Origin of the sequence: Mesorhizobium sp. LNHC221B00 (assembly GCF_000502935.1) — a bacterium.
Taxonomy (GTDB): Bacteria; Pseudomonadota; Alphaproteobacteria; order Rhizobiales; family Rhizobiaceae; genus Mesorhizobium; species Mesorhizobium opportunistum.
The window spans coordinates 303,505-320,393 of the sequence record NZ_AYWR01000005.1; the positions used below are offsets into that span (position 1 = coordinate 303,505).

A 16,889-nucleotide genomic window follows, 5' to 3' on the forward strand; every position below is an offset into this window, starting at 1 on the left:
TCCCCTCAAGGGGGAGGGGGACGCCGGCTATTTCTAGAACGCTTCCGCAGGCAGCGCCATTAGCGTGTCCGCACCACTGGAAATGCGGGCCAGATGTGCCGATGTCTCCGGCATGATCCGCTCCATGAAGAAGCGCGCCGTCACCACCTTGTTGTCGTAGAAGGACTGGGAGCCGTTGGCGCCGGTCTTACCCTGTGCTGCCTTGGCCATCAGCGCCCACATGTAGCCCAGCGCCACGAGGCCGAAGAGATGCATGTAGTCGGTCGAGGCCGCACCGGCATTGTCGGGCTTGGCCATGCCGTTCTGCAGCAGCCACATGGTCGCCGCCTGCAAATCGTTGAGACCCTTCTTCAACGCTTTGGTGAACGGCGCCATCTTTTCGTCGGCGCGGTTTTCCTCGCAGAATTCGCCGACTTCCTTGAAGAAGGCCTGCACGGCGCGGCCACCATTCAGGCCAAGCTTGCGGCCGACGAGGTCGAGCGCCTGGATGCCGTTGGCGCCTTCATAGATCATGGCGATACGGGCATCGCGCACGAACTGGCTCATGCCGTGCTCCTCGATATAGCCGTGGCCGCCGAACACCTGCTGCGCCATCACGGCGTGGTCGAAACCCTTGTCGGTGAGCACGCCCTTGACCACCGGTGTCATCAGGCCGGTGTAGTCGTCAGCCGCCTGGCGGTCCTTTTCGTCGCCGGAACGGTGGGCGATGTCGGACTTGATCGCCGTCCACAAGGCCAGCGCGCGGCCGGCTTCGTTGAAGGCCCTCATGGTCATCAGCGAGCGGCGGATGTCGGGATGGACGATGATCGGGTCGGCCTTCTTGTCGGGCGCCTTCGGCCCCGACAGCGAGCGGCCCTGCAAACGGTCCTTGGCGTAGGCGACGGCGTTCTGGTAGGCGATCTCGGAGAGCGACAGCCCCTGCAGGCCGACACCGAGCCGTGCCTCGTTCATCATCGTGAACATGGCCTTCAAGCCGCCATTGGCCTCACCGAGCAACGTACCCTCGGCCTCGTCATAATTCATGACGCAGGTGGAATTGCCGTGGATGCCCATCTTCTCCTCGATCGAACCGCAGGAGAGGGTGTTGCGCTCGCCCGGATTGCCTGATGCATCGAGCTTGAGCTTCGGCACGATGAACAGCGAGATGCCCTTGACGCCTTCCGGCGCGCCCTCGATGCGGGCCAGCACCAGATGGACGATGTTGTCCGACATGTCGTGCTCGCCGGCCGAGATGAATATCTTCTGGCCCGAGATCTTGTAGGTGCCATCGCCATTCGGCACCGCCTTGGTGCGCAGCAGGCCGAGATCGGTGCCGCAATGCGGCTCGGTCAGGTTCATGGTGCCGGTCCAGGCGCCCTCGACCATCCTGGGCAGCCATTTGGCTTTCTGCTCGTCGGTGCCATGAGTGATGATCGCCGCGATCGCGCCCTGCGTCAGGCCCGGATACATCATCAGCGACATGTTGGCCGACACCATGTATTCGGCAACCGCCGTGTGCACGGCATAGGGCAGGCCCTGGCCGCCGAACTCGACCGGCGCGGCAAGCCCCATCCAGCCGCCTTCGCGGTACTGGTCGAAAGCTTCCTTGAAGCCCTTGGGCGTCGTCACCGAACCATCGTCGTGACGGACGCAGCCCTCCATGTCGCCGACACGGTTGAGCGGGTGCATGACGTTTTCGGCAAGCTTGGCGCCTTCCGCGAGGATCGCCTCCAGCACGTCGGGCGTGGCGTCCGCAAATCCGGGAAGGTTCGAATAGCGCTGGTAGCCCAGCACCTCGTTCAACACGAACAGCGTATCCTGGACCGGTGCCCTGTAGATCGGCATGCTTTTCCTCCACCATGCGGATTTGGCCCCAAACCAAGCCGTGCGCGGCAGGCGAGCCAATGTCGAAGTCGCAATAGCAATTATTGACGTTTGCGTAAACGTCAATTGTTTGGGCCGCAAAAATTTTTGCCAGGCTTTGTCCGAAATTTCGCAAGCGGCCGCTTGCCCGGCTGTTCGCGACAGGGCAATTTCATCGCATGAACCCCGCCGCATTCATAATCAGCGTTCAGAGCCATTACCTGGATCAGTTTCGGGCGTTCGTAGCAAAGCAGCGGCAGAGCTGCGTTCAGGGGTCTCCCGAAGTAAAGTTCCAGATCGGTGAGGATAGCGGGATATTTCGGGGGCTCTGTTGCGTCGACTTTGTCAAGAATGACGGCAAAGTCGATCCCATCGAGCTTCAGCCGGATTTCCTCACATTCGAGCCGATATCGGGTCGGATTGAGCGCGCCGAATTCCTGATAGAGCAGTTGCAATGGAACGATGTCGTGATCCATCACACGCTCGCGGCTGCTCCGCTCGACCAGATAGGCATCTGGTTCCAGCACTGGTTCGATCCCGATGACGAGCGTCACCAAGAGGGCGCCGAATTGGGAAATATCATCCACTCGGCTTCCATTCGGCCCAAAGTGCTGAACGTGGACTTCGGAACGGCTTCCCCGGACGCATTCTGGAGCCTGCTTGCGCTTCTTGAAGCTGCAGGCGCGACCGGCCTTCGGATCACCAATTCACAGGCGCAGGCATCATCCTAGCGCGGCGGTCCGCTGCGCCCATCCTAAAAAAGCCGCGCGGCAACGGCCACGCGGCTTTTTCGGTTGAAAGCAGATGGGGGCTGGCTTAGCCCGCGACGCTCGCCTGCGGCGCCGAGCGCTCGGCCAGCATCTGGCGCACCGCCGTCATCGAGCCGCCAAGCTCATTGATGGCGTCGTCGATCAGCGCCCGCTGCTTCTGCAGGCGGGCAAGCTGCTTTTCAGACTTGTCGAGCGCCAGCCGCAGCTGCTTGGCGTTGGACCCGGTCGGATCGTAGAGATCCATCATCTGCTTGACGTCGCGCAGCGAGAACCCGACCTTGCGGCCGAGCAGGATCAGTTTCAGCCGGGCCCTGTCGCGGCGCGTGTAGAGACGGGTCGAGCCGTCACGCTGAGGATTGAGCAGGCCCTTGTCTTCGTAGAAACGCAGCGTGCGCAGCGTCACGCCGTACTTCTTGGCCATCTCGCCGATGCGGACGAGATCCTCGCCGGCTTCGACAGGTATATTGTTGGTGTTGGCCGCGGTCTCGCCGGCCGAAATAAGCTTCATGGTCACTGGCTTTCCCCGTCTGGTGGCGTCGCGGTCCTTGACCATGCGTCGCCTGACTGGAAGCGGGGGCGTGCTTCCGGCCGTGGTTTCGACAAACAAATCGCAAAACAGCACACTCGATGCGCCTTTTACGTTTACGTCAATTCTATACCGATAGCCGCCTCATGACGCAAGGGCGTTCTGTGGGCGTTCCGCGGTCGGTGCTTTTTGACGCAGCGCAAGGGCGATGCCGCAGCGCGGGCGCGGCCGTGAACTTCCTTCCAACTTCTTAAGCTTGGTTAACGCGTTGTTTACCACGTTGGGCGAAATGTGCGCATGTCGGCTACCCGTGTTTATCCTGTATCGAATTTTTCACGGTTTTTCGGAGCGCGGGTGAACCCCGGGAAGCTTGTCTTCCACCGCATGGAAGCGCGGTCGCCTCGTTCCGGCAGGGACTTGGGGAGCTGGTCGCAAACTGGCCAATCTGAAAGACGGACGCACCGATGAACAGCAAGCGGTCCTATCTCGATACACTCAACGCCGGCAGGCCGCGCAGGCCGCAGACCACGCTCGAGCAGCTCAACCGCTCGCTGGAGACGCTGGAACAGCGGCTGGGGCAGACGCGCGAAGACACGATGGCACGTCCCGCTCCCCGCCAGTATGGCGCCGAACCGCGCTATCCCGCAGCCGATCCCCGCTATCCCGCCACCCAGCCCCAGCAGCGCTGGTACGAGGATCCGCAGCCGGCACCGCGCGCCAAGGCCCCAGTGCCGCCCCCCGCCTTCGACCAGAGCTATCAGGCCATTGCCCGTGACATCGACCGCGTCCGCGGCCAGGAAGACAGCGTCGCCATGGTCGGCAAGATCGCCGGCGAGTTGCGCGGCATGCGCGAGGAACTGCGCCACCAGATGACATCAGGACTGCAGCGCGAATTCGAAGCACTGCGCAAGGATATCGATCGCGCCTTCCAGTCGAACGCCAAGCCGGGCGCATCGGGCCCAGGCGGATCGGGCAAGGGCAGCGCCGAACTCGGCGTCGAATTCGAACGGCTCTCCGGCGCCATCAAGTCGCTGTCGGAAAAGAGCGACGACAGAAGCGTCAACCTGCTGCGGCTGGAACTCGAGCAGGTCAAGTCCGCGCTCGACACGCTGGCGCGCGAGGAGAGCGTGCAGAAGGTCGATCGCCGCTGGGATGATTTCGATCGCCGCTGGACAGCCTTCGAAGACCGCGTCGACGCCGACCAGCGCAAGCGCTCCGACGAGCCCGCGCTTGCCGCCTTGACCGATCGGCTGGAGCAGATCAGCAATGCCGTCAACAACCTGCCGGAATCGCTGTCGCTGCGTTCGCTGGAGGAGAAGGTCCGCACGCTGGCCAGCGCCGTCGATCACTTCGCCAGCCAGCAGGACAATCGCGGCGGCGACACGCTGGCCATGATCGACGAGCGGCTGGACGAGATTTCCCGCGCCATCGTTGCCTCGACCGTCGCGGCGCAGGCCAATTCGCTCGACCATGAAGCCTTCGAGCGCATCGAGAAGCGGATCGATTCTCTGGCCCTGCAGATCGAGGAAGTGGCGCAGGACCGCCCGGGCAATGCCGTCATGGATCGCCTGAGCACGCTGTCGAGCCGGGTCGACGAACTCGCCGGCCGCGCCAACCTGCCCGAAGAGGCGATGGAACGGCTGGCCAAGCAGATCGCGCTCATCGCCGACAAGATCGACCAGGCGCCGGCCATGCCCGATGCCGACTATATCTTCCAAGGCCTGGAGCAGCGTTTCGACGTGCTGTCGAGCATGATGGAACGCCGCCAGGGCGACGCCATCGAACAGGGCAACATGCTGTTTCGCGATCTCGAGCGCCGACTGGACGAGGTTGCCGACCGGCTGGACCAGCGCGTGCCGCAGATCGACAGTGCCGGTATCATGGAGGCCATCGACGCCCGCTTCACCGCGCTCGCCAAGCGCATCGAGACGCGCGCTCCCGATCCCGCAGGCGAAGCGGCAATCCGCGGCCTGGAAAGCCGGCTCGTGGACATTTCCAGCCGGCTCGACGCATCGGCCGCGCAGGTTGCCGGCATCGACCCGGCGCTGATCCGCAGCCTGGAGGCGCAGGTCACCGGCCTGTCCGCGCATCTTTCCAAGCCCGGCACGCCGCTGCCGGAATTCGAAGACATCAGTCCGCGCCTCAACGAAATCGAGAAGTCGCTGGCCGGGACCCGCGATTCCATCCTCGGCGCGGCGCGCGAAGCGGCCGAAAACGCAGTGCAGTCGCTGGCCGGGTCGAGCGCCAATACCGCCGCCGTTTCGGGGCTCGCGCAGGACCTGAAGACGCTCGAGACGCTGACACGCCGTTCCGACGAGCGCAATTCGCGGACCTTCGAGGCCATCCACGACACGCTGCTCAAGATCGTCGACAGGCTTGGCTCGCTGGAAACCAGCGATCCGTCCGAGGCGGTGAGCGAGCTTTTGGACGCACGGCCAGATGAAGCAGTCGGCAAACGCCGCGCACGCACGGCCAAGATGGCGGTCGAGGCGCCGTCGATGGATATCGACGCGCCGATGCCGCTGACGGGCGACATGGCCGATCTCGACGGCCGTGCCGCCGCCATAATGCGCAACGAGCCGGGAGGCACACGCTCGCCGGCGGAAGCCGCCGCTGCAGCCGCCATGGCCGCACTCGGTTCCGACACCATTGCCGAGAAGGACCAGCCGGCCGGCCGCAAATCGATGTTCGGCGGGCTGGCACGCGCCTTCAAGGGCAAGAAGGCGGCGGATATTCCGCCCCTGGCCGGCTCTGCGCCGAGCGCCGATATCCCGAGCGTCGATCTCGACGAGCCGCTCGACCCGAAAATGGCCAACCGGCCGCTGGAGCCCGGCTCGGGCGCGCCCGACCTCAATGCCATCATGAAGCGCGTGCGCGACGAGCGGGGCCAGCCGGCAAAGCTCAGCGACAGCGATGCCTCCAAATCGGACTTCATCGCGGCGGCGCGGCGCGCGGCGCAGGCCGCCGCGGCCGAAGCCGATGCCTTGAAGCGCCAGTCGACGATGAAAGGGCCGGTAAAGGCGCTCAGGATCGGCGACCTGCTCAAGGCACGGCGCAAACCGATCCTGATGGCGGCGGCCGCGATCATGCTGGCGCTTGCCGGCCTGCAACTCGGCAAAGCATTCCTCTCCGATCCGGCCCAGGTGGCAAGCAACGACGCGGCACCAATCGTGGCCTCGCAGCCGGTTCAAACGGCATCCGTCGACGCCGCCAGCCCGCCGAAGGCGGAAGCCCAGCCGGCGGCAACAGACAACGCGCCGGCCCACGCCGTCAGGCAGGCCGAACCATCCGCGCCGATGGCTAAAGACGACATGGTCAACCAGACCGCCATGGCGATGCCTTCCGACAACGATGCGATGGCGGATACGGCACCAGCCACAGCGGGATCCACGGCTACGGCCGACGCTTCCGGCGCAGGCGCCGCCTCCGAAGCAATGGCTCCGGCCGCGCCCACTTCGACGGCCCCGACGACGTCAACGCCGGTGGCCACCACCGGTGGCGCGCAGGCGACGGCCAGCGATGCCCAGCCGACCATGGCCGCGCCAACCGCGACCAACGACACCAAGGGCAACGACACCACTGGCGCGGTTGCGCCGACGGATACATCCGCCGCGACAGCCGCGGCCAAGTTCGACATTCCGGCCGAGGCCGGCCCGGTCGGGCTCCGCGATGCCGCCGCCGGCGGCGATGCCAAGGCGCTGTTCGAGATCGGTTCGCGCTACGCGGAGTCGCGCGGCGTCAAGGAAGACATGGCGACAGCGGCCAAATGGTATGAGAAATCGGCGGAACTCGGCTTCGCGCCGGCCGAATACCGTATCGGCAATTTCTACGAGAAGGGCATCGGCGTCGCGCGCGACATCAAGAAGTCGAAGACCTGGTACCAGATGGCCGCCGAGCAGGGCAACGCGAGCGCCATGCACAATCTGGCCGTGCTGTTCGCCATGGCCGCCGACGGCGTGACCGACAATGAATCGGCCGCCCACTGGTTCCAGGAGGCCGCCGATCTTGGCGTCAAGGACAGCCAGTTCAATCTCGGCATTCTCGCCGCCAAGGGCGTCGGCATGAAGCAGAACCTCGAGGAATCCTACAAATGGTTCGCGCTCGTCGCCAAGACCGGCGACAAGGACGCGGCCGCCAAGCGCGACGAGATTGCCAATGCGCTGCGGCCCGAACAGCTCGAGCGCGCCCGCGCCGCGACCGAATTGTGGAAAGCCAAGCCGCTCAACGTGGCAGCCAATTCGGTCGACGTTCCCGATGCCTGGCAGGAAGGCACGCCGCAGACCACCGCCAGCATCGACATGAAAAAGGCGGTCCAGAACATCCAGCGCATTCTCAACAAGAACGGCTACGACGCCGGTGGTGCCGACGGCAAGATGGGCCAGAAGACGAAGACCGCGATCATGGCTTTCCAGACCGACAACAAGATGCCGGCCACCGGCGCGGTCGACGAGAAACTGGTCAAGGCGCTGCTGGCGCGCAAATAACGGCAGATGCGTCGCTTCCACGACGCCCTTGCCACACATTTGCCTGTTAACTGATTGAGATGTTTTTTGTTTCGGCGCGGTAACGGGGTTTTTTCCCGCCGCCGCGTCGGCGCAAGAAAAAATTGGCTTTTCGGTGCGAGACTGTCCGCAACGGCTGTATTCGCCGACAGGCAAACTGATCGAGACTGACGGGTGGGCATCTATCTCCCGATTGCGGAAATTTCCGTCAACGTCTTCGTGCTGCTGGCCATGGGCGCCGCGGTGGGTTTCCTGTCGGGCATGTTCGGCGTCGGCGGCGGCTTCCTCATCACGCCGCTCCTGATCTTCTACAACATTCCGCCAGCGATCGCGGTCGCCACGGGCGCCAACCAGGTCATCGCCTCCTCCTTCTCCGGTGCGCTGTCGCACATGAAGCGGGGTACGCTCGACTTCAAGCTCGGCGGGGTGCTTCTGGCCGGCGGCATTGTCGGTTCGACCGGCGGCATCTTCGTGTTCGCTTTCCTGCGCAGGCTCGGCCAGCTCGACCTGTTCATCTCGCTGCTTTACGTCGTGCTGCTCGGCACGGTGGGCGGACTGATGCTGGTGGAAAGCGCCAATGCGCTGCGCGCGACGCGCAGCGGTGCGGCACCGGTTCTGAAGAAATCCGGCCAGCACAACTGGATCCACCGCTTGCCGCTGAAGATGCGCTTCAGGGCCTCGAAACTGTTCGTCAGCGTCATCCCGGTGCTAGGCCTTGGCGCCGGCATCGGTTTCCTGTCGTCCATCATGGGCGTCGGCGGCGGCTTTATCATGGTGCCGGCGCTGATCTATCTGCTCAAAGTGCCGACCAATGTGGTTATCGGCACGTCGCTGTTCCAGATCATCTTCACCTCCGCCTACACGACGCTGGTTCACGCCAGCACCAACCAGACCGTCGACGTGATGCTGGCTTTCCTGCTGATGGCGGGTGGCGTGGCCGGCGCACAATATGGCGCCAAGGCCGGCCAGAGGCTGCGCGGCGAACAATTGAGGGCGCTGCTGGCGTTGCTGGTTCTGGCGGTGGCGATAAGGCTGGCCATCGGCCTGTTCGTCACGCCGCCCAACCTTTATTCACTGTCCGGCGCGGGCCTCAACTGATGACGCGTCCTAACGCATTCGCAACCGCCATTCTCCTGTCCTTGCTCGTGACCGCCTTGCCGGCGAAGGCACAGACGCCGCTGACGGAAGGCATCCAGATCGGGCTCTCAACCGACAATGTCTCGATCACCGCCGGCTTTTCCGGTGCCGACCTGACCATTTTCGGTTCGCTGGAAAACCCCGATCCACTGGTTGCCCGCCAGGGCCGCTACGATGTCATCGTCGTGCTCGAAGGGCCGCCCAAGCCTGTGGTGGTGCGCCGAAAGGACCGGGTGCTCGGCGTCTGGATCAATCTGGAATCGGAAACCTTCGAGAACGTGCCGGTCTCCTATTCGGTGGCGACGACACGGCCGCTGCAAGACATTACCGAACCGAACAGTTACAAGCAGCTGTCGCTCGGCGCCTCCAACCTCTACATGCAGCCCGCCGATGCCGGCGACAGCCCGGCGACGATCCAGGAATTCACCGCCGCGCTGCGCGAACGCAAGGCGGCGGCCGGCCTCTACAGCGAGAATGTCGGCGGCGTGCAGTTCCTGTCGCAGAACCTGTTCCGCGCCACCGTCAGGCTGGCACCGAATGTGCCAGTTGGAACCCATAAAGCCCGTGCGTTCCTGTTCAAGAGCGGCCTGTTCATCAAGGAGAGCTCGGCCCAGCTCGAAATCCGCAAGTCCGGCTTCGAACAGTCGATCTTCCGCGTCGCGCACGATTATGCCTTCCTCTACGGCGTCTTCGCCATATCGTTGGCCATGCTGACGGGCTGGCTCGGCAGGCTGGTCTTCCGCAGGGACTGAGACGTCCAAAAGGGGTTTCCCTTTCCCAGGTCATGCTGTAGACCGCACCTCCCCGCCCGACGGGCAAGCAATTCAATTCGGCAGAGTGGTCAATCCGGCAGAAGTGGTTCGGTCGCCCGGACCGCAGCGCACGCTTCTCCCGCGAGCGCCGATCCGCTGCCTGCCACCAATGACAGGAGGCTGCCTTGCGACCAGCATTCGCCGGTATCGACTTCGGCACGTCGAACTCCACGGTTGGCGTGGTCCGCAACGGGCAGCCGCGCCTCGTCGGGCTTGAAGACGGCCAGGTCACGTTGCCGAGCGCGGTGTTCTTCAATTTCGAGGACGGCCGCATCTGCTTTGGCCGCCAGGCCATCGCCAACTACACCGACAGCGTCGAAGGCCGGCTGATGCGCTCGCTGAAGAGCGTGCTCGGCAGTTCGCTGGCGCACGAAAAGACGCGCATCAAGGCGCGCTCGATCGGCTTCATGGAAATCATCGGCCTGTTCCTCGGGCATCTCAGGAAGAGGCTGGAAGAAGACGCCGGCGACGTGGTCGAGACGGTGGTGCTTGGCCGGCCCGTGCAGTTCGTCGACGACGATCGGCAAGCCGATGCGAATGCGCAGGGCGACCTTGAAAAAGCCGCCCATGCCCAGGGCTTCAAGCACATTGCTTTCCAGTTCGAGCCGATCGCCGCGGCGCTCGACTACGAGCAGAGGGTCACGCGCGAGGAGCTGGCGCTGATCATCGATATGGGCGGCGGCACGTCCGACTTCTCGGTCGTGCGCGTCTCGCCGGAGCGCTCCCGCTCGCTGGACCGCAAGGACGACATCCTGGCCAGCCGGGGCGTTCATATCGGCGGCACGGATTTCGACCGGCTGCTGAGCATTGCCCATGTGATGCCGCGGCTCGGCTATCTGACCCCGACCAAGGATGGCAAGCGCAATCTGCCGGCCAGCTATTTCATCGATCTCGCGACATGGCAGCGCATCAACCTGGTCTACACCGCCAAGGCGATGACGCATCTGCGCCAGATCCGCTACGAGGCCGTGCGCGCCGACCTGGTCGATCGTTTCATCCACATCGTCGAGCATCGTTATGGGCACGCGCTGGCGGCACTGGTCGAAAAGGCCAAGATCGAGTTGACGGACAGATCATCCGCCGAGGTGGCGGTGAAGCTGCCGGGCGCGGACTTCTCCGCCGAGATCACGCGCGGTGGGCTGGACGCCACGATCGCCCGGGACATCGAGCGGGTCACCGCAACGGTCGGGGAGACCATCCGCGACGCGCGGGTCAAACCGTCCGACATCACCGCGGTGTTCCTGACCGGCGGATCGACCGCGATCCCGCTGGCAAGACGGGAGATCCTGTCGCTGGTGCCGCAGGCTTCCGTCATCGAGGGCGACATGTTCGGCTCGGTCGGGCTTGGCCTGGCTCTCGACGCGCAGCGCAAGTTCGGCTGACCGGTCCGTTGATATTCAGGTGATGCCGGCCTGCAAATGGCCGTTTCCTGCGCTTCCGGTACTCGCGTACCCGAACGTACGCTCCGTTCCGGTTCTCGGAACCAACCATTTTCGGCACGGCCTGACCTGAATCTCAACGAACCTTATGCTGGCGCAGATCCGGTCGTTTCGGCACCGAGATGCGCCTTGAGCGCCATCTGGGCCAAGCTTGCCTGGCGATCGCGGTGCGTGATCATGGCGAAGTCGCGTTTCGGCAGTTCGAGCGGCACCGACCGCAGGCTGCCTTCGGCAACGGCACGGCCGACGACCAGGTCCGAAATGATGGTGGCGCCGGCACCCGCCTCGACCGCCTGGCGAACCGCCTCGTTGCTGGGCAGCACCAGGAATATTTGCAGGTCGGCAAGCGAAATCCCCTCGCGCCGCGCCAGATCCTCCAGCACCTCGCGCGTGCCCGAGCCGCCCTCGCGGATGATCCAGCGCAGGCCCCTGATGTCGGGATGGCCGGGCGCGGTTTCGGCGATCTCGGGGTGGGAACTGGCAACGACCAGCATCAGCCTGTCGGTATCGACCTTGGCGCGGCGCAATATGTCGGATTCGGTGCGCCCCTCGACCAGGCCGAGATCGGCGGTTCCATCCAGCACGCTGGCCTCGACCTGCCTGGTGTTGCCGATGGTGACGCTCAGCCTGACGGCCGGATAGGCTTCGTGGAAGGAAGCCAGCCGGCGTGGCAGCCAGTAGCTGGCGATGGTCAGGCTGGCCGCGATCGAGAGACTGCCGGCGATCGTCTGTGAGACATGTTCAAGCACATTGCGGGCGGCGGCGGCCCGCTCGAGCACGGCCTTCGCCTCCGGCAGGAACCGATGGCCAGTCTGGGACAGTTCGATGTTGCGGCCGACGCGGTTGAACAGGTGCACGCCGTGCTGTTCTTCGAGCGCGCGGATGGCGGCCGATGCCGCCGACTGGGAGATACCCAAAAGCTCCGCCGCCTTGGTCATGTGGCCGCGCTCGGCGACGGCGACGAAAATGCGCAACTGATCCAGGGTCATGTGCGCATTAAGAACCAATATCGATCGAATTTACAAGAACAACTGATTAGACGGATCGATAGCTTTATTCTACTTTTTCAGGTGAAGTTAGAAAAAATTGGCCATCAGGTCGCAGCGAATAAAATGATCGGGCGGTTCAGATCCCTGTTTGCCCATTGGGCCCGTGGCATAAGGCGACGGCTGGCCGGCGATCGCTACCACCCGGAAGAGCACTACATGCGCGGCCCCGGACCGAAGACGCGGGCCAAATCCGCGAACCGCACTGAACCATGATGCACGGACCACCGCGCGGCGCGAATTCGGCACCATCGCAACGCCCGCTTGCCGACACGCGCGCGCCTGACGAAGGTGACGGCGTCGACACCTCGCCCGATGTTTCCGACAGCATCGCCAAGACCACCTGCTACATGTGCGCCTGCCGCTGCGGCATCGACGTGCACATCAAGGACGGCAAGGTCCGCTACATCAACGGCAACAAGGACCATCCGGTCAATCGCGGCGTGATCTGCGGCAAGGGCAGTTCCGGCATCATGCAGCACTACAGCCCGGCGCGACTGAAGAAGCCCTTGCTGCGCAGCGGGCCGCGCGGCTCGGGCGAGTTCCGCGAGATCGAGTGGGAGGAAGCGTTCGTGATCGCCACCGAGCGGCTCTCCGCCATCCGCCGGACCGATCCGAAAAAACTCGCCTTCTTCACCGGCCGCGACCAGTCGCAATCCCTGACCGGCTGGTGGGCGAGCCAGTTCGGCACGCCGAATTTCGCCGCCCATGGCGGCTTCTGCTCGGTCAACATGGCGGCCGGCGGCCTCTATACGATCGGCGGTTCGTTCTGGGAGTTCGGCGAGCCCGACTGGGACAACACTCGGTATTTCATGCTGTTCGGCGTTGCCGAGGATCATGATTCCAACCCGATCAAGATCGGCCTCGGCAAGCTCAAGGCGCGCGGCGCCAAGGTGGTGTCGATCAATCCGTGCCGGACCGGCTACAATGCCATTGCCGACGACTGGATCGGCATCCGGCCGGGCACCGACGGCCTGTTCGTCTTCGCGCTCATCCACGAATTGCTGAAGGCCGGCCGCGTCGATCTCGATTATTTGCTGCGCTACACCAACGCCCATATCCTCGTCGTGCAGGAGCCAGGTGCTGCCGACGACGGTCTGTTCGTCCGCGATGCCGACGGCAATCCGCTGGCCTGGGACAGGGTGGCGAAGACCTCCGTCAAGGCAACCGACCCGGAGGCGAAGCCGGTGCTGACCGGCAGCTTTACGATCGAAGGGCGTCACTGCGTTCCGGTGTTCCAGCTCATTGCCGACCGCTACCTCGACGAGAGCCATGCACCGGATGCGGTCGCGGAGCGTTGCGGCATTCCTGCCGATACGATCCGCCGGATCGCCGCCGAACTTGCCCATGTCGCCTTCGAACAGACCATCGAGCTGCCGATAGCCTGGACCGACTGGGCCGGGCGTCGGCACGAGACGATCAAGGGGCGGCCCATCTCGATGCATGCCATGCGCGGCATCTCCGCCCATTCGAACGGTTTTCACACCTGTCGCGCCATCCATCTGCTCCAGGTACTGCTGGGAACCGTGGATGTTCCCGGCGGCTTCCGTTTCAAGCCACCCTACCCCAGATCCGCGCCACCAGGCCCAAAACCCGCCGGCAAGACAACCAAGGCGATGACGCCGCTCGACGGCATGCCGCTTGGCTTCGTCTGTGGGCCGGACGATCTGCTGGTCGACGAAACAGGCACACCGCTTCGCATCGACAAGGCCTATTCGTGGGAGGCGCCGCTGGCCGCGCACGGCCTGATGCACACCGTCATCCGCAATGCCTGGGCCGGCGATCCGTACCCGATCGACACGCTGATGATGTACATGTCGAACATGGCGTGGAATTCCTCGATGAACACCGTCGAGACCATGGCCATGCTGACCGACAGTGATGATGCGGGTAACTACAAGATCCCCTTCATCATCTATTCCGACGCCTATTATTCGGAGACCGTGCCGTTCGCCGACCTCGTGCTGCCGGACACCACCTATCTTGAGCGGCATGACTGCATCAGCCTGCTCGACCGGCCGATCAGCCATGCCGACGGGCCAGGCGATGCCATCCGCCATCCCGTCGTCGAGCCGGACCGCGACGTCAGGCCGTTCCAGTCGGTGCTGATCGAGCTCGGTGCGCGGCTTGGCCTGCCCGGTTTCGTCAAGGACGACGGCTTGGCCAGATATGCAGACTATGCCGACTACATCGTCAACCACGAGCGCACGCCAGGCATCGGCCCGCTTGCCGGCTGGCGCGGCCAGGATGGATCGTCGATCGGCAAGGGCGCGGCTAATCCGGACCAGTTGCAGCGTTACATCGACAATGGCGGGTTCTGGCACCACGACCTCGCTGACGACCAGCGCTACTACAAGATGGCCAACCGCTCCTATCTCGACTTCGCCGTGCAGATGGGCTTCATCCCCACGGCGGAGCCGATCGTCTTCCAGCTTTATTCCGAGCCGTTGCAGCGCTTCCGCCTCGCCGCGCGAGGCCACGGCCGCGTGTTGCCGCCAGAGGGCGATCGCCAGCGCATCGAGACCTACATGGACCCGCTGCCGTTCTGGCACGTGCCGTTCGAGGAAGCGGCCGTCGATCTCGAAAAATACCCGCTGCACGCGCTGACGCAACGGCCGATGCACATGTACCATTCCTGGGGTTCGCAAAATGCGTGGCTCAGGCAAATCACCAGCCAGAACCGGCTGTTCGTGAATCACCGGACCGCCGCCGGCCTCGGTCTGGCCGATGACGACTGGGTGTGGATCGAAAGCGTCAATGGCAAGGTGAAGGGGCAGATCAAGCTGGTCGACGGCGTCAACGAAAGCACGGTCTGGACCTGGAACGCGATCGGCAAGCGGCGCGGCAGCTGGGGACTGAAGGACGATGCCACCGAGAGCAATCGCGGCTTCCTGCTCAACCACGTCATCGGCGACCAGACCGCTGCGGACGCGCAGGGCAAACGCTATTCGAACTCCGATCCGGTCACCGGCCAGGCGGCATGGTTCGATCTTCGCGTCCGCATCGTCAAATGCGCTGATGAGGAAGCCGGCTTCACCGAGCCGCAATTCGAGCGGTTTCAACAGCCTCCGCATTTCGAGCCCGCGCCCGACAAATTGACCTTCGGCGCCGAATTCCGCACGAAAAGAGAAACCACCAGATGACCTGCCTTCCCGCCCAAACCGACAAGAGGCTCGGCCTGGTCATCGACCTCGACACCTGCGTCGGTTGCCAGGCCTGCGTCACCGCTTGCAAGGAGTGGAACACCGGCGGCCACATGGCGCCGCTGACCGACATCGACCCCTATGGCGGCCATGTCGACGGCGTCTGGTTCAATCGCGTCCACAGTTACGAGCACACCACCGAGATGGGCGGGCGCACGGTCAACTTCCCGCGCTCCTGCCTGCATTGCGAGACGCCGGCGTGCGTCACCGTCTGCCCGACCGGGGCCTCCTACAAGCGGGCCTCGGACGGCATCGTGCTGGTCGACGAAGACAAGTGCATCGGCTGCAAATTGTGCAGCTGGGCCTGCCCCTACGGCGCGCGCGAATTCGATACCGATGTCGGCGTGATGAAGAAATGCACGCTGTGCGTCGACCGCATCTACAATGACAATCTGGCCGAAGAAGACCGTGTGCCGGCCTGCGTCGCCGCGTGCCCGACCAGCGCCCGGCATTTCGGCGATCTCGGCGACCCCCATTCTGCCGTCTCGCAACTGGTGGCGGAGCGCGGCGGCGTCGACCTGATGCCCGAGCTCGGTTATCGCCCGACCAACAAATACCTGCCGCCGCGCGCCCACACGCAACGCGCCGCATCGGTGCCTGCGAAGGCGCTGGAGCCGGTGCGGGCCGAGGGCGGCTTCCTCGGCTGGGTCGACCGCATGCTTTCGAACTAGAACATGCATCCAGCCTTTTCCGTCGTCTTCTTCACCACTGCCACCGGCGCGGGCTACGGCCTGCTGGCGCTGCTTGGCGTGCTCGGAGGCTTGCAGCTCATCCCGCCCGATTTCTGGCTCGGCCTCACCGGCCTGGGTCTGGCGCTCGGCCTCGTCGCGGCCGGATTGTTGTCCTCGACCGGCCATCTCGGCAGGCCTGAGCGAGCCTGGAGGGCGTTCTCGCAATGGCGCAGCTCGTGGCTGTCGCGCGAGGGCGTTGCCTCCGTCATCACCTTCATCCCCGCGGGGCTGTTCGGCATCGGTTGGGTGTTCTTCGGCCGCACGGATGGCTGGGTAGGCATCGCCGGAGTTCTGACGGCATGTTGCGCGGTGATCACCGTATGCATCACAGGCATGATCTACGCGTCGCTGAAGCCGATCGCGCAATGGCACAGCCGATTCACCTTGCCCGGCTATCTCATCTTCTCTGCGATGACCGGCAGCGCGCTGTTGAACGCGCTGCTGCAGAGTTTTGATGTCGGTTCGAAGACGCTTCTGGCGGCTTGCGTGCTGCTGACCATGATCGGCTGGGGCTGGAAGCTGGCGACATGGCGCTACAACGACCGCCTGGAGATCCCGACCAACGCCAACACCGCGACCGGCCTTGCCGGCGGCACGGTGCGGTCGTTGGAATGGCCGCATACCGAGGAAAATTACCTGCTCAAGGAAATGGGTTTTCGCATCGCGCGCAAGCACAGTGCAAAGTTGCGCCTGATCACGCAAGCTCTGGCCTTTGCCTTGCCAGTCCTGCTCCTCGCCGTCACCTCTGCCCTGCCCTGGCCTTTTGCGGCGGCGGCGTCGGTGCTCGCCGCGATCGTCCAGTTCGCCGGCATGCTTGTCGAACGCTGGCTGTTCTTCGCCGAGGCGAAGCACACGGTCACGCTCTACTACGGACGTTGAGG

General features: G+C 64.2%; 11 protein-coding genes. 7 read left to right on the forward strand and 4 right to left on the reverse strand.

All coding sequences use genetic code 11. The features are described from left to right. Nucleotides 1–33: 33 nt before the first annotated feature. From X741_RS157110 to X741_RS157100, 3 genes are all read right to left on the reverse strand, one after another. A complete protein-coding gene (locus X741_RS157110; RefSeq protein WP_023777213.1) occupies nt 34–1,824 on the reverse strand; it encodes an acyl-CoA dehydrogenase in 1,791 nt (596 codons plus the stop codon). 101 nt (nt 1,825–1,925) lie between these two features. Next, nucleotides 1,926–2,429 carry a hypothetical protein gene (locus X741_RS1000000169670; RefSeq protein ID WP_156937865.1) on the reverse strand — a complete coding sequence of 168 codons (504 nt, stop codon included), beginning with the start codon at nt 2,427–2,429 and terminating at the stop codon, nt 1,926–1,928. A gap of 229 nt (nt 2,430–2,658) precedes the next feature. Beyond that, nucleotides 2,659–3,120: a MerR family DNA-binding transcriptional regulator gene (locus X741_RS157100; RefSeq protein WP_023777215.1), complete on the reverse strand. Its 462-nt coding sequence runs from the start codon at nt 3,118–3,120 to the stop codon at nt 2,659–2,661. Between the two features lie 482 nt (nt 3,121–3,602). Here X741_RS157100 and X741_RS157095 point away from each other — a divergent pair, with 482 nt between their 5' ends. The 4 genes from X741_RS157095 (at nt 3,603) to X741_RS157080 (ending at nt 10,971) form a co-directional block, all read left to right on the forward strand. Then, nucleotides 3,603–7,622 (forward strand): peptidoglycan-binding protein, encoded by a 4,020-nt coding sequence (locus tag X741_RS157095; protein WP_023777216.1) that lies wholly within the window; start codon nt 3,603–3,605, stop codon nt 7,620–7,622. 192 nt (nt 7,623–7,814) lie between these two features. After that, on the forward strand, nt 7,815–8,738 hold the full coding sequence (locus X741_RS157090; protein WP_023777217.1) for a sulfite exporter TauE/SafE family protein: 924 nt from the start codon (nt 7,815–7,817) through the stop codon (nt 8,736–8,738). Continuing rightward, nucleotides 8,738–9,529: a TIGR02186 family protein gene (locus X741_RS157085; protein ID WP_023777218.1), complete on the forward strand. Its 792-nt coding sequence runs from the start codon at nt 8,738–8,740 to the stop codon at nt 9,527–9,529. The genes X741_RS157090 and X741_RS157085 overlap by 1 nt, the downstream gene beginning before the upstream one ends. A gap of 185 nt (nt 9,530–9,714) precedes the next feature. Beyond that, nucleotides 9,715–10,971, forward strand: coding sequence for an Hsp70 family protein (locus X741_RS157080; RefSeq protein ID WP_023777219.1), 1,257 nt, complete (start codon nt 9,715–9,717; stop codon nt 10,969–10,971). Nucleotides 10,972–11,114: 143 nt separating this feature from the next. Here X741_RS157080 and X741_RS157075 read toward each other — a convergent pair whose 3' ends face one another. After that, complete coding sequence (locus tag X741_RS157075) at nt 11,115–12,017, reverse strand: LysR family transcriptional regulator (RefSeq protein ID WP_023777220.1); 903 nt, start codon at nt 12,015–12,017, stop codon at nt 11,115–11,117. Nucleotides 12,018–12,286: 269 nt separating this feature from the next. Here X741_RS157075 and X741_RS157070 point away from each other — a divergent pair, with 269 nt between their 5' ends. The 3 genes from X741_RS157070 to X741_RS157060 are packed head-to-tail and all read left to right on the forward strand — an operon-like array spanning nt 12,287 to nt 16,887. Next, nucleotides 12,287–15,217, forward strand: coding sequence for a molybdopterin oxidoreductase family protein (locus tag X741_RS157070; protein ID WP_031249926.1), 2,931 nt, complete (start codon nt 12,287–12,289; stop codon nt 15,215–15,217). Continuing rightward, a complete protein-coding gene (locus tag X741_RS157065) occupies nt 15,214–15,948 on the forward strand; it encodes a 4Fe-4S dicluster domain-containing protein (protein WP_023777222.1) in 735 nt (244 codons plus the stop codon). Before X741_RS157070 ends, X741_RS157065 begins: the two co-directional genes overlap by 4 nt. A 3-nt stretch (nt 15,949–15,951) precedes the next feature. Further along, on the forward strand, nt 15,952–16,887 hold the full coding sequence (locus tag X741_RS157060) for a DmsC/YnfH family molybdoenzyme membrane anchor subunit (RefSeq protein ID WP_023777223.1): 936 nt from the start codon (nt 15,952–15,954) through the stop codon (nt 16,885–16,887). Nucleotides 16,888–16,889: the final 2 nt, after the last annotated feature.